The organism is Senegalimassilia sp. (genome assembly GCF_977052095.1).
On sequence record NZ_CDRSTZ010000055.1, the window covers coordinates 1 to 13,896 of the forward strand.

12 protein-coding genes and 1 tRNA gene are annotated in these 13,896 nt (G+C 62.7%); 2 read left to right on the forward strand and 11 right to left on the reverse strand.

Going from position 1 to position 13,896, the window contains the following annotated elements:
- Positions 1–1,353, reverse strand: a 1,353-nt coding sequence (locus ACWI6D_RS08380; protein ID WP_449134344.1) for a nickel-dependent hydrogenase large subunit, incomplete at its 3' end; no start/stop codon positions are given.
- A 3-nt stretch (positions 1,354–1,356) separates the two neighbouring features.
- Positions 1,357–2,619: a hydrogenase small subunit gene (locus ACWI6D_RS08385; RefSeq protein ID WP_236648275.1), complete on the reverse strand. Its 1,263-nt coding sequence runs from the start codon at positions 2,617–2,619 to the stop codon at positions 1,357–1,359.
- Positions 2,620–3,065: 446 nt separating this feature from the next.
- Here ACWI6D_RS08385 and pheA point away from each other — a divergent pair, with 446 nt between their 5' ends.
- Positions 3,066–3,920, forward strand: a complete 855-nt coding sequence (gene pheA / locus ACWI6D_RS08390) for a prephenate dehydratase (protein ID WP_288285386.1) — start codon at positions 3,066–3,068, stop codon at positions 3,918–3,920.
- A gap of 89 nt (positions 3,921–4,009) precedes the next feature.
- On the opposite strand, the gene ACWI6D_RS08395 is transcribed toward pheA, so the two are convergent.
- From ACWI6D_RS08395 to ACWI6D_RS08430, 8 genes are all read right to left on the reverse strand, one after another.
- A complete protein-coding gene (locus ACWI6D_RS08395; protein WP_449134345.1) occupies positions 4,010–4,588 on the reverse strand; it encodes a manganese efflux pump MntP in 579 nt (192 codons plus the stop codon).
- Positions 4,589–4,642: 54 nt separating this feature from the next.
- A complete protein-coding gene (locus ACWI6D_RS08400; RefSeq protein ID WP_449134346.1) occupies positions 4,643–5,536 on the reverse strand; it encodes an adenine glycosylase in 894 nt (297 codons plus the stop codon).
- A 3-nt stretch (positions 5,537–5,539) separates the two neighbouring features.
- Positions 5,540–6,118 (reverse strand): RrF2 family transcriptional regulator, encoded by a 579-nt coding sequence (locus ACWI6D_RS08405; RefSeq protein WP_417751083.1) that lies wholly within the window; start codon positions 6,116–6,118, stop codon positions 5,540–5,542.
- The gene (locus ACWI6D_RS08410; RefSeq protein WP_449134347.1) at positions 6,118–7,683 is read right to left on the reverse strand and encodes a hypothetical protein; all 1,566 of its coding nucleotides are present in this window, start codon (positions 7,681–7,683) and stop codon (positions 6,118–6,120) included. Before ACWI6D_RS08410 ends, ACWI6D_RS08405 begins: the two co-directional genes overlap by 1 nt.
- 176 nt (positions 7,684–7,859) lie before the next feature.
- Complete coding sequence (locus tag ACWI6D_RS08415; RefSeq protein ID WP_449134348.1) at positions 7,860–8,573, reverse strand: HAD family hydrolase; 714 nt, start codon at positions 8,571–8,573, stop codon at positions 7,860–7,862.
- A gap of 43 nt (positions 8,574–8,616) precedes the next feature.
- Positions 8,617–10,485, reverse strand: a complete 1,869-nt coding sequence (locus ACWI6D_RS08420) for an ABC transporter ATP-binding protein (RefSeq protein ID WP_449134349.1) — start codon at positions 10,483–10,485, stop codon at positions 8,617–8,619.
- Positions 10,482–12,647 carry an ABC transporter ATP-binding protein gene (locus ACWI6D_RS08425; RefSeq protein WP_449134350.1) on the reverse strand — a complete coding sequence of 722 codons (2,166 nt, stop codon included), beginning with the start codon at positions 12,645–12,647 and terminating at the stop codon, positions 10,482–10,484. The genes ACWI6D_RS08420 and ACWI6D_RS08425 overlap by 4 nt, the downstream gene beginning before the upstream one ends.
- Positions 12,638–13,192, reverse strand: coding sequence for a MarR family winged helix-turn-helix transcriptional regulator (locus ACWI6D_RS08430; RefSeq protein ID WP_449134351.1), 555 nt, complete (start codon positions 13,190–13,192; stop codon positions 12,638–12,640). The genes ACWI6D_RS08425 and ACWI6D_RS08430 overlap by 10 nt, the downstream gene beginning before the upstream one ends.
- 250 nt (positions 13,193–13,442) lie before the next feature.
- On the opposite strand from ACWI6D_RS08430, the gene ACWI6D_RS08435 reads away from it, so the two are divergent.
- Positions 13,443–13,733: a hypothetical protein gene (locus ACWI6D_RS08435; RefSeq protein ID WP_449134352.1), complete on the forward strand. Its 291-nt coding sequence runs from the start codon at positions 13,443–13,445 to the stop codon at positions 13,731–13,733.
- A gap of 62 nt (positions 13,734–13,795) precedes the next feature.
- On the opposite strand, the gene ACWI6D_RS08440 is transcribed toward ACWI6D_RS08435, so the two are convergent.
- Positions 13,796–13,872, reverse strand: a tRNA-Asp gene (locus ACWI6D_RS08440).
- Positions 13,873–13,896: the final 24 nt, after the last annotated feature.

Sequence of the window (13,896 nt, forward strand, 5' to 3'; positions counted from 1 at the left end):
CCAGAAGCCCGTGCCGTCGCCCGTGGTGGTGGAAGGAGCGCGGAAGTACTCGGAGTCACCGGACTTCACGGCCTCGATCAGCTCATCGACCCACTCCTTCATGCACGTGGCGATGTAGAGCGTCTCGATCTGGCGGATAGCGGTACGGCCGAGCGTGGACTGCGCGATGGACAGGTCGCCCGGATGGCCCAGGGCCTCCAGGAACGCGTCGACGTGCTCCTTCACGAACGGGACGTTGCGCTTGTAAGCAGCCAGGATACGGGAAAGGCTGGTGGCCTCCATGGAGTTGCCGTTGTACGACGGGCACTTCACCCACGTGTAGCGGTCGTTCACGTCGTAGTCGGTGTACTCCGGCTCGGTGGTGAAGTTCGGCGCCTGGTAGGTTTCCGAACCCTTGTACCAAGAACGGCCGACCCATTCGGCGATGGCCTTCTCGTCCGGGTCGGTGAGGTTGAGGTTCTCGTCAAGCACGCCGGAGGGCAGGTAGCGGTTCGCCATCTTGAAGTCTTCGCGCTCGAACACGCCCCAGGCGATGTAGCGGCCCGGGCCCTTGCCCCACTGCAGGGCGTCGGTGTAGTACGGCGCGATGGCCAGCACGTCGGGGATCATGGTAGCTTCGATCCACGTGTACAGCTCGTCGACCAGCGCCTTGAGGTCGTCAAGCTTCTGGTCGGTGGGCACGAACGCGGTGCCGCCGGGACGCAGCGTCATGACGTGGGGCATCTTGCCGCCAAGCAGCGCGGAAATCTGGGAAGCCTTGGCCTGCATGCCCAGGGCCTCCAGGTAGTGCGCCGTGCAGATAAGGTCGAGCTCGGGCGGCAGCTTGAAGCCGGTGCCGTCTTCAGCGTCGAACCAGTTGCCGCTGAAGATGGACAGCTGGCCGTTCTCGGCGAACTGGGACAGATGCTCCTTCAGGGCGGTGAAATCGCTGTTCGTGGAAGTGCCGGCCGCGCGCGCCAGGTCCATGGCGTCGGCGGGGTTGGCCTTCAGGGCGTTCAGCGGGTTGACGTAGTCAAGGCCGGCCAGGTTGTAGAACCACAGGATGTGGCTGTGCAGGAACTGAGCGCCTTCAAGGATGTTGCGGATGATGCGGGCGTTGTTGGAGATGGTGATGCCATAGGCCTTCTCAGCAGCAATGGAGCTGGCATGGGCATGGGACACCGGGCACACGCCGCAGATGCGCTGCACGATCTGGGCAGCGTCTTCGGGCGTGCGGTTCTCGACGACCAGCTCGATGCCGCGGAAGCAGCCACCGGAAACCCAAGCGTCGGAAACCTTGCCGTTCTCAACTTCCATCTCTACGCGCAGATGGCCCTCGATACGGGTTACGGGATCGATTACGGAACGCGTCATGGCTTACCTCCCTCCCTTGGGTGCATTCGGGTCGTCGTGGCCCGTGTTCTCCTTGTACAGCTTCTCGCGCTCGGCCTCGGAGATCTCGTACGTACCGACAGACTTGTCGGGGTGCTTAGCATCCCAGGAGCGCTTGGGCTCGAAGTCCGCGCCGCCGTCCATACGGCCGGTGGCCTTCATGCCGAAGCCATGCACAACCAGCGCAGCGGCCAGAAGGCCCGTGATGCCCACGGCGATGGTGGTGGGCTGCACGTCCCAGTCGCCGATGTGCAGCGAACGGTGACGCTTGATGAACGGGGTGTTCACCTCAACCCAGTTCTGGCCCGGGTCGTTCGGGTTGGCCTCGCAGCAGCCGATGCACGGGGCGCCGGCCTGCACGCACCAGCTGCGGCGGTCGTTCCACATGACCACGCCGCAGTTGGACTTCGTCTGAGGACCGCGGCAACCCAGCGGGTACAGGCAGTAGCCCTTCTTCTCCTCTTCGGAACCGAACTCGTAGACGAATTCGCCGTTCTCGAAGTGGCCGCGACGCTCGCAGTTATCGTGAATGGTTTGGTTGAAGATGCCGGCGGGCTTGCCCTCGGAGTTGAGGTCAAGGTCAGCGGGCTTGAGCTTCATGAGCACGACGTCCACCAGCACGCTGGTGAGCCACTCGGGGTTGGCCGGGCAGCCGGGGATGTTGACGACGGGCACGTTGATGCCGGCCTTCTTGAGGTACTGCTCGACGCCCATGGCGTTCGTGACGTTGGGCTTAGCACCCATCCAGCCGCCGTTGACGGCGCACGAACCCAGCGCCACGACGGCGTTGGCGTTCTTCGCGCCCTCGATCAGGTGCTCCGTGCCGGGCTTGCCCGCCACGCGCAGGGCGTTGCCGCCCCAGCCTTCCTGAATGGCGCCTTCGTAGATGAGGATGTAATCGCCGGCTTCGATGGTCTGCTCCTTGGCTTCCTCCATCGAGTAGCCCGCAGCAGCGGACAGCGTCTCGGAGTAGTTGAGCGAGATCATGTCCAGCACCACTTCCGCGGCGTTGGGCGTCTGAGCCTGGGCGAACGACTCGGTGCAACCGGTGCAGGACGCGCCCTCGATCCAGATAACCGGATAGAGGTTGCCCTTCGTGGCGCCGATGACGGACGTCTCGAGCGCCTGGGCTACCTGCGGGACCGTCAGCTGCGACAGCCCGGCTGCAGCGGCCACGGTGCCGCACAACTTCATGAAGTCGCGGCGAGTGACCCCCCTGGCCTCAAGCATGTTCGCAAAAGCGGACATTGTGGCCTCTCCTTCCATACGCACACCTCCTTTTAGGTGTCTCTCGTCTGGTCTTTTCCGTTAGACCAAGTTTTGCACGAGGAGTGAAGATGTGCGACAGAAGCGCACGCAAGCGATGCCGTTCGCCCTGTAAATGGCGCTGTTTACCCGATAAAACATTGCGCCACGCGGTCAACGGATAGGACACTTGCCTTCATATATAGGCAAGGCCCTGAACTTCCCGATCATTCCCATAGGGAACGCCAAGAGGCTCGAACACCCTTTTCGCACGCTTGTGGACCCAGCACGCAGAACATGCTGTACGCCGATTGACGATGAAGTCGCAGACCTCCATCGTCAACCGTCTCCACTCCAGCGCCGTATCTTATCACGGCATTTTTGATGCAGAACCGTTATCATATCTTCGCGACAATAATTAACATTTTTGCATAAAGGAGACCGTTCGCATGAGTGAAGCTACCGCTCCCTCGTTCGCCTATCTGGGCCCAGCCGGCACGTATCATGACGAAGCGGCGCGCGCGTTCGCGCATCGGCTTGGCATCGAGAACCCCGAGCTTGTCGAGTGCCCGTCGCTTTCCGAGGTATTCGATTGCGTGGACCGCGGCAGAACCGAGTACGGCGTTGTTGCCACGGAAAACGCGCTTGAGGGCCCGGTGACCGCCACGCTTGACAACTTCGCGTTCCGCTCCAGCGCCACCATCTTGGGCGAGCACGTGCTTGACATCCACCACTGCTTGATCATGCACCCCGACGCCACGCGCGACGATGTGAAAACCGTTGTCAGCCACCCGCAGGGCTTAGGGCAGTGCCGCCGCTACCTCAACGACAAGCTGCACGGCATCCCCACCATGACCGTGGCGTCCACCGCCGACAGCGCGCGGCGCGCGGCGGCCGACAAGTCGGTGGCGGGCATCGGCAACGCGTTCGCGGCCGAGCTGTACGGCGCGCGCGTGGAAGAGGCGTGCATCGAGGACCACTTCGGCAACCAGACGTCGTTCGCGCTTATCGGCCGCCAGGGGCACGTGCCCGTGCTGACCGGAACGAAGTTCAAGACGTCGTTGGCGCTGTTCCTACAGGCCGACCGCCCCGGCGCGCTGCTGATGATCCTGTCCGAGTTCGCCTACGCGGGCATCAACCTGGTGAAGATCCAAAGCCGCCCCACGAAGCAGGCGCTGGGCGATTACATGTTCTTCGTGGACATCGAAGGCTCCACGTCCGACTTGGAAGTGCAGACGGCCCTGAACTGCCTGCGCCTCAAACTGCGCGAGGTGAAGGTCCTGGGAAGCTACCCCGTGGAGTAAGGGAAGGATTTCCCGTCACGTCCCAAAACGTAGGCCCGAGCGAAAGCTCGGGCCTTATTAGATAGCGCCGCAGGCGTGTCACCAATTTCCTAAAACGCAATAACTCCCAAATGCTCCAGCAGAATCTTCACGCCGATCAAAATCAGCACCACGCCGCCGACGATGGTGGCGGGCTTTTCGAAACGGGCGCCGAAGAAGTGCCCCACGGCAACGCCGGCGAAGCTGATGACGAACGTGGTCAAGCCGATGATGGTGATGGACGGCACGATTGCCACCTGCAGAAACGCGAAGGTGATGCCCACGGCAAGCGCGTCGATAGACGTGGCGATGGCCAGCATCAGCAGCTCTTTGAGGTCAAGCTTCTCGTCGGTTTGGACGCCTTCGTCCTCGTCGTCTTCGTGGAAGGTGTCCCACAGCATCTTGCCGCCCACGAACACCAACAGGCCAAACGCAATCCAATGGTCGATCGGCGTGATGAAATCGGTCAGCTGGCTTCCCAGCGCCCAGCCGATAAGCGGCATAAGCGCCTGAAACCCGCCGAAAAACAGCGAGATGACCGCCGCCTGGCGCATGTTCAGCCGACTCATGCCCAAACCCTTGCAGATGGAAACGACGAACGCGTCCATAGACAGCCCCACGCCGATCAAAAACAACTCAACGAAACTCACGATAGTCCTCTCGCCTTTCATCCAACCCGCACGCGCCTACCCCCGTAAGCACCATCACGCGAACAGCTTTCCGGCTTCTTCGCGGAAGAAGCCTTCGCGCGTCAAATCCGCCACGATGGATGCGAACAGCTGCGGGTCCACCGCGTCGCGCCCGGCGGCGCGCTCTTCGGCGTCAAGGCGCTTCGCCGCCTGGCCAAGCGCAATGCCCGGGCATGCCAGCACGATGCGCACCAGCTCGGCGCGCTTCTGGCGGCGCGACCCTTCGAACGCCGACTGGCGCGTATAGTGCGCGCTGCGCCTTGACGGGTTCGTGACCTGGGACTTCAGGTGCGCTCCCACGTCAAGCAGCGCATAATACCACGCGCGAACCTGCCCCGCCGGCGGGCAGCACGCCGCCACCAGCGGCTCAAGCTGCTTGTCGGGCACGGCCTCTTCATCGGGAAACAGCAGGTGCAAAAACACCGTGCGCACGTTCGTCTCGATGTACACGGCGCGCTGGTTGCGCGCGAACGCCGTGACGCCCGCCGCCGTTGCCGGCCCGATGCCGGGAAGCTGCTGCAGCGCGTCAACACCCACTGGCAGCGCGCCGGCGTGGTGCTGCGAGCACTCCTCGGCCGCGCGCTTCAGCGCCAAGGCGCGGCGGTTGTAGCCAAGCCCCTGCCACTCGGCCAGCACGTCGGCCGGCGCCGCCGCAGCCAGCGCATCGGGCGTGGGGAACATGCCCATGAAGTGTTCCCAGCGCCCCAACACGCGCTTGACCTGGGTTTGCTGCAGCATCACTTCGCTGACCAGCACCCCGTAGGCATCGTCGATTCCCCGCCAGGGCAAATCGCGGTACAGGCGCGTGCCCTCGGAGCGCACGTGCGCGCAAAACTCCTGCTGCGACAAAGCAGCGCCCGCGGGCCACACCGCGGACGCTGCCAATTGCTCGATATCTTTGCGGGCCACGCGCTACTCCGCGTCCGCAGATGCCGCCGCAGCAGAAGCACCGGCAGCCGGCTTCTGTTTCGCCGAAGCCTTCGCGCCCGCCTTGCCGGCTGCGCCGCATCCACCGCATGCATCCACCGGGCACGCCATGCGCGCCCGCGGCGGCGCTGCCGCAATGGCCTGCTTGATGGCGGGATGGCGCGCGCCCTGCTCCATCAAATCCTTGAGCGTGATGGAGTCGAAATACGCGTTGAGCAGGCTGTCGGCGCCCATCCACAGCTTGTTGTACGAGCACCCGCCGCGACGCTTGCAATACTCGGAATCCACCGCGCACAAAGACACGCTCACCGGGCCCTGCACGGCCTCAAGCACCTCAAGCAGCGTGATCTGCGCCGGGTCGCAATCAAGCGCCAGGCCGCCGCGCGCGCCGCGCACCGTTTTGATAAGCCCGCCTTTCACCAGGTCGTGCTGAATACTGCGCGCAAACGCATACGGGATGTCCTCCTGCTCGGAAATGTCGGAGACCGACACGTACTGGTCGCCTCGCAGGTAAGCCGCCTCCAAAATGCGCAACGCGTAGTCGCACCGCCGCGTGATGTCCATTACTGACCCTCCCCCTTCAACAGGTCGTCTAAGTGATCGAGCTCCCTCCTAAAGTCATCGATCACCGCTTGCTCAAGCGCTTTGTACTCCGCCGACTCAAGCGGCTGGTAGGCAGCCAGCTTGTCGAACAGGTTGTCCGTGGTCACCGGAACGTAGCGGCGCTGCATGAGGCTGTCTTTGTACGCTTCTTCGATGGCTTCGCGCGCGGCCATGTACATGTCGTAGCGCGGCATGCCCTTCGAGTATTTCACCAGCACGTCGCGATCGACACCGCGAATGGAAGGATGCTCGCGCGCGATGTCCATCCAGATGTCAGCGCGCTCCTTGTCGTTGGGGTTGTCGATTTCGATGGCGGAAAGCGGTCCGAGCAAGTCGAAGAAGAACGGGTCGATGTCGTTTCCGGCCGCGGCCGTGCACAGCACGAACACGTCGGGGTTGTCGGCCGAATTGCGGATAAGGTTCACCGCCTCGCGCGCGCCGCGCGACAGCGTGGACATGATCAGCCCGCCAAGGTCTTCAGGGGCGTCGAACACCGGGGCCGACCACAGGTCGATGTCCTCGATGACCAGCACGCCCGGTTCCTCGAAATCGTTGTGCGCCTTGTTGAGCTTCGGCTGGCGGTCGGCCTGCGCCATGACGCACAGCACCGGCATGCCCTGCATGTTCTCTTCCATGCGCATGCGCAGCACGGGAAGGTCGAGCTCGCCGACGGTGGCCGTCATGAAGCGGTTCGCATCCTCGCGCGCGGGGCTACGCATGAGCAGCGCGTCGCACGCGGGCATGCGGTCAAGCCCGTGACGCACGTTGAGCTGCTTGACCAGCTCTTGGAACGCCGGGTCTTTCTGCATGCCGATGCCGAAGGCCGACATGTCGGCCACGGCCTGGTCGAAGCCGACCAATTCCTTGTACGTGACGTGCTCCATGGACGACAGCACCTGCTTTTGCTGCGCGGGCGGCGTGCCGGGGGCCGCCGGACCTGCCGCAGGCTTGCGCGCCGGCGCAGGCGCGCCACCTGCCGCAACGGGCGCCGGCGGCTGCGGCGCATCTTCGGGCGCTTGGCCGGTGGGCGCTTCAGGCACCTGCGACGTCAGGGCGTCTTCGCGGCGCGGCGCGGGCATGTCCGTAAGGTGCTCGACGCGCAGCAGGTGCGCATCGCCGCCGATGATGTCCTGCGAGATCATGTCCGTCATGTCCTCAAGTTCATCGCGCGACAGCCCGAATTCTTCAAGCTTCGAAAGCGCCAGCTCCTGCAGCTGCTCAGCGCAGGCGGCCACCTCGTCCGACGACAGGTACGGCTCCATGCGCTCGAACACGTACTCGGCGATACTGCGCTCTTTCAGGCTGCACGCCAAGCGCCACGCACGCTTCAGCCCGTCGATGGCGGCCTCCGTGGGCACGGAATCGTCCGCCACCTGGCCGCGCTCGAACGCCGCCAGGTACAAATGCAAGGCCAGCATCTGGTTGCCCTGCGCCACCGCGGCCGCGGCACGCGACAGGTATTCGCCAACCGAGCTGTCCCGATCATCGTTTTGGCTGGGCATATTGTTCATATTGCTCTCCAGCATCGACCCAACCCCCTTCAAGTAATTAGCTATAAGTCGGTAACATTTTAGCGGATGCGCGCGCCTGTGCATAAGCGCGCACGAAATTGAAACAATCCCGCAAACCCTAGAGCGCACGCGACCTGCGGCGTTTCCAAGCCGTTTCCGAAATCAACTATCTGCAAGAGGGAATGGGCGCGCTACCACTCAAGCACTTGGTAGCCGCGTTCGCGCGCGGTGCGCGACAGCGGGCGGTCGGGGCACACGGCGAACGCCTGCTTCGCAGCGGCAAGCATGGCGCGATCGGAATGGTGGTCGCCGTAGGCCGCCTCAAGCTCCCAGCCGCCCACGCCCCACTTCGCGTTCGCGAAACGACGCAGCTCGATCATCTTCTGGTCGCCCTCCACCGGCGAGCCTTCCACTTCGCAACCATACGTGCCGTCGGGATTGACCTTCATGCGCGTGGAAATCTGGTAGTCGAACGGCAAATCGCGCATGGCGCGCACCACAATGGGCTCGAACGTGGCCGACACGCACACCACCTTCACGCCCTGCTCATGCCACTGTTCCATGGCCTGCCGCGCCACCGCACGCACGCGCGGCCCCACGCATTCGTCGTAGAAGTCGTACAGGAACTGGTCGACCTGCTCCACCGGTTTGCCCGCAAACGCGCGGAACACCAGCCCGCGCACCCACGCCTCGTTCTGCGGCAGGCGCAGCTTGTACGCCGCGGCCCAAAGTCCGATGCGCAGCACCACCGACGGGTTGAGCATGCGCCGGCGTGCCAGAAACTTCACCAGAATGACCGGCGAGTTGCCGTCAAGCGCCGTTCCATCGAAATCAAACGCGGCAAGCCGCACCGGACCTTCCCCCGTGCGGCTTACCGTTTGCTGCGTATCGTTTTGTGCGGTCATAGGTTGCACGCGCTTTCGCTTCATGCCGAAACGGGCGTGCGACCTATTCGCGCTCCTCGTCTTCGACGTCGTCTTCGAACTGAGAATTATACAGTTCCGCGTACGCACCGCCAAGCGAAAGCAACTCTTCATGTGTGCCTTGCTCCACAATGTCACCGTGCTGCAACACCAGGATAAGGTCGGCGTTTTTGATGGTGGACAGCCGGTGGGCAATCACGAACGACGTGCGGCCGGCCATAAGGTTGTCCATGGCCTTTTGGATGCGCTCCTCGGTGCGCGTGTCCACGCTTGAGGTCGCCTCGTCCAAAATCAGCATGCGCCTGTTGGCCAATATGGCGCGCGCGATGGTCAGAAGCTGTCGCTGACCTGCGCTGATGTTGGTGGCATCCTCGTTGATCACCGTGTTATAGCCCTGCGGAAGCGTGGTGATGAAGTGGTGCACGTACGCGGCGCGGGCAGCGGCTTCCACCTCCTTATCGGTGGCGTCGAGCTTGCCGTAGGCGATGTTGTCGCGCACGGTGCCGTTGAACAGCCACGTGTCCTGCAGCACCATGCCGAACTGGTCGCGCACGTCGGTGCGGGAAAAATCGCGCACGTCGGTGCCGCCGATGCGGATGGCGCCCGCGTCAACATCGTAGAAGCGCATGAGAAGCTTCACCATGGTGGTTTTGCCGGCGCCCGTCGGGCCCACCAGCGCCACGGTCTGGCCTTCGGCAACCTTCGCCGAGAAGTCCTTGATGATGGGCTTGGCGGGGTCGTAGCCGAAGTGCACGTGGTCGAACTCCACGTCGCAGGGCACGTCGGCAGCCTTCGCCTTCGGCTGCTCGGACTCAAGCTCGGGCTCGCCGAGGAAGGCGAAGATGCGCTCGGCCGCGGCGGCCATCTGCTGCAGCACGTTGCCCACCTGCGACAGCTGCGTGATGGGCTGCGTGAAGTTCTTCACGTACTGGATGAACGCCTGGATGTCGCCGACGGTTATGGTGCCCTGCACGGCAAGCACGCTGCCCACCAGCGCAACGGCCACGTAGCCCAAGTTGCCCACGAAGCTCATGACGGGCATCATGAGGCCCGAAAGGAACTGCGACTTCCACGCGCTTTCGTACAGCTTGCCGTTCGTCTGCCCGAACGTTTCGGCCACGGCGCCTTCCTGGTTGAACGCGCGCACGATGGCGTGGCCGGAAAACGTCTCTTCCACCTGGCCGTTGATGGCGCCAAGGCTGGCCTGCTGGGCGCGGAAGTGCTTCTGCGACGACTTCACCACCGCGGCGATGAGCACGAGCGACACCGGCAGGATAAGCACGGTGATGCCCGTGAGCAGCGGGTTGATGGACAGCATCATCACCACTACGCCGATGAGGGTGGTCACGGACGTGATCAGCTGCGTGACGCCTTGGTTGAGGCTTTGGCCAAGCGTGTCCACGTCGTTGGTGATGCGCGACAGCGTGTCGCCGGTGGACGTGCGCTCGAAATACCCCACGGGCATGCGGTCGATCTTCTCGGCGATGGCGCGGCGCAAGCCGTAGCACGTGCGCTGCGACACGCTTGTCATCATCCAGCCTTGCACGAAGCTGCACGCGGCGCTGACGACGTACAGCGTCAGCGTTGCCGCGATGATGCCGGCGATGGCGTCGAAGTCGATGCCGCCCGTGCCGCCCACTTTCGCCACGATGCCCTCGAACAGCTCGGTGGTGGCCTGCGAAAGCACCTTCGGGCCCACGATGTTGAACGCGGCCGAGCCGATGGCGAACACGATGGCGCAGATGAGCGGCGCTTTGAACTGGCCCATGAAGCGCAGCAGCTTGCCGATGGACCCCTTGAAGTCAGCGGCCTTCTCGCCCGGCATCATGCGCGCGCCCGGGCCGTGCGGGCGGCGCTGCGTCACCTTCTTCAAATCCTCGCTTTTCCCGCTCATTTCGCATCACCCCCTTTCAGTTCCGCTTCCGATAGCTGCGACATGGCGATCTCGCGATATTCCTCGCACGTTTGCATGAGCTCGACGTGCGTGCCGCAGCCAGCCACGCGGCCTTCGTCAAGCACGACGATGCGGTCGGCGGTAAGCACCGTGGAGATGCGCTGAGCCACGATGACGACGGTCTTGCCCGCCAGGCGGCTGGCCAGCTGGTGGCGCAGCGCGGCATCGGTTTTGTAGTCAAGCGCGCTGAAGCTGTCGTCGAACAGGTACGCGCGCGCATCGGTGGCAAGGGCACGGGCGATGGCCAGGCGCTGCCGCTGGCCGCCGGAGACGTTCGTGCCGCCTTGCGCGATGGGCGCGGACAGGCCCTCTTCGCGTTCGCCGATGAACTCGGACGCCTGCGCCACGTCGGCCGCCATGCGGATGCGCTCTTCGCCGGCGTCTTGCGCGCCGTAACCGATGTTGCTGGCGATGGTGCCGCTGAACAGGAACGCCTTCTGCGGCACGTAGCCAAGCTGGGCGCGCAGCGCATGCTGGCTGACTTCGCGCACGTCGACGCCGTCGATGGTGACGCTGCCCGACGTAACGTCGTAGAAGCGCTCGGCCAACTTGAGCACCGTGGACTTGCCGCTGCCCGTCGATCCGATGATGGCCGTGGTCTTGCCCGCTTCGGCCGTGAAGCTGACGTGCTCAAGCACGCATTCGGCGGAATCGGAATAGCGGAAGCTCACGTCGTTGAACGCGATTTGCGCGCCCGGTGCGGCCGCGGCGGCAAGCTGGGCGTCTTTGGCCTGCTCAGGCGCCGGGTCGGCGATGGAGGGTTCGCAGGTGAGCACCTCGTCGATGCGCTCGGCCGCCACGTTGGCGCGCGGCAACATGATGGAGATCATGCCGATCATGAGGAAGCCCATGATGATGACCATGGAGTACGTGATGAACGCGATGAGGTCGCCCGTTTGCAGCGAGCCCGCGTCGATGGCGTGGCCGCCGAACCAGATGATGCCCACCGACACCAGATTCATGATGAGCATCATGAGCGGCATCATGAACGTCATGACGCGGTTCGTGAACAGCTGCGTCTTCATCAGGCGCGTGTTCGCTTCGTCGAAGCGCGTCTCCTCGTGCTGCTCGCGGCCGAACGCGCGGATGACGGGCAGGCCCGTGAGGATCTCGCGCGACACCAGGTTCACGCGGTCGATGAGCTTCTGCATGATCTTGAACTTCGGCATGGCAACCTTCATCAAGAAGACGATGACCACGCCGATGGCAACCACGGCCGCGATGATGATCCAGCCCATGGACAGGTCGGTGCGCGCGATCATGATGATGCCGCCGATGGCCAGGATGGGCGCGTACAGCACCATGCGCAGCAGCATGACGATGGCCATCTGCACCAGCTGCACGTCGTTGGTGCCGCGTGTGATAAGCGACGCGGCGCTGAACGACTGCACCTCGGCGTCGGAGAAGCTGACCACCTTGTTGAACAAGCGCTCGCGCAGGCTGCGGCCGACTTTCGCGGCCGTGCGCGACGCCAAAAAGCCCACGATGACGGCCACCAGCATGCCCAGCGCCGCCAGCGCCAGCATCTTCGCGCCCGTAGACAGCAGGTAGCTCATCTGCATGTCGTCCATGTTGAAGCCGAGCTGCTCGTACTCGGCGCGCGCGGCGGCGATGCCCTGCTGCGCGATAAGCGTGTCGGCCATGTCTCCCATGGATCCGCGCGCTTGGTCGAGCATGGACAGGATGTCGTCCTTGCTGACCATGCCGGCGTCGTAGGCAGCTTTCGCCTGGTCAAGATCAAGATCGGGAATCTGGTCGGCGTAGTGCACCACCGTCAGCGGCAGCGCCATGGAGCCGTTGAGCTCCGCGCGGTTTTCGCGGCCGGCATCGGTGAGGTCGTACGTGCCGTCGGCGTTTTGCGCGTAGGCGTCGGCGAAGGTTTGCTCGTCGGATTCGGGCAGCATCATGGCCACCAGGTCGTGCGTGCGCTCGGATAGCTGCGTTGCGGCCACGTCCTCGACGCCTTGCTGTTGGATGCCCACGTCGACGATATCGGACGTGTAGTTCGGCAGCGCCAGGTCGCACGCGGCCTGCACGCACAACAGCGCCACAATCAGCAGCACGGCAACCTTGTGCTCAAGCAAGTTCTTGATTATGCGCACGGGACATCACCCTGTTCAACGGTTCGGCCTGGCTGCACCTCGGGGCCGTCCACGGATGCTTCGTTATAGAAGCCCGAAGCGATATCCTCTTCAGCAACGGTCCACGGGTGCGTGGCGTTGAATTCGGACAGCCGCTTCACTATGCGCACGAACTCCCGGGCGTCATCTTGGCCCAAATACGCCAGCGCCTCGTCAAGGCGGCGATCGTGCATGCGACGATGCCGCGTTTCAAGCTCCCAGCCCCGCTCAGTCAAATGGACGGTCACGCCACGGCAATCCCCGGCGCTGCGCTGACGCGTGATAAAGCCCTTTTCCTCAAGGGATTTCAGCACCTGCGACATGGCGCTTGGCGTTGAGTGGCTGCATTTGGCCACTTCGCCGGAGCGAACGCTTGCGCCCTGCTGTTCCAAACGCGCTATCGCGATCATCGCTTGGCCTTCGGCGGGCGTAACGCCCACCGGCACCGGCGGATGCGTGCTTGCCCGGCGCATGCGGACAACCGCCGAGAACAATTCTTGACGCAATTCCTGTATGGAATCGTCCATGCGCAACTCCTTTCACAACATGTTTTAGTTCCTAAATATTTAGCTGCTAAAACATATCACTGCTAAAGGAGTTTGCAACACAATGCCCGTAACGGTGAAAAACTCAACACATTTCAAGCAAGTGTGCTCAGAATGGGACAAAGGGACAGTCCCTTTGTCCCATTAAAGGTTAGCTATCATTCACTTGCTACCGCTCACTTGCTATCATTTGAATATAAGTTCGCTACTAAATCATTCAGAAAGGATTTCGATGGCACGCCACAGTTATTCATTTGACGGCGGAGAAAAACTAGCCTCTATCGGCGCTTCTTGGTTTGTGTCCTATGCTTATTTCGACAGGATTGATCAAACTCACCGTAATTGGGACAGAGTCTCTACTGTTCAATACCGAACTAGCCTATATCATTCAACTAAAGAATTTCATGAAATCTGGCTTAAAGAAATTTGTGGAATGAACCCGAGCAATTTAAACAAAAATACGATTGGTTTGAGCGCTCAACAAATTCAGCAAATGTCATTTGCTTTGCTGAGATCCAGATAGTCCCACAACACTAATAATATAGTCATAGAAAAAGCCACCCGGAGGCGGCTTTCGATTTTGAATGGCGGGATGTACGAGACTTGAACTCGCGACCTCCGACGTGACAGGCCGGCGCTCTAACCAACTGAGCTAACACCCCAAGGTGAATGCTGCTGTAAGAATA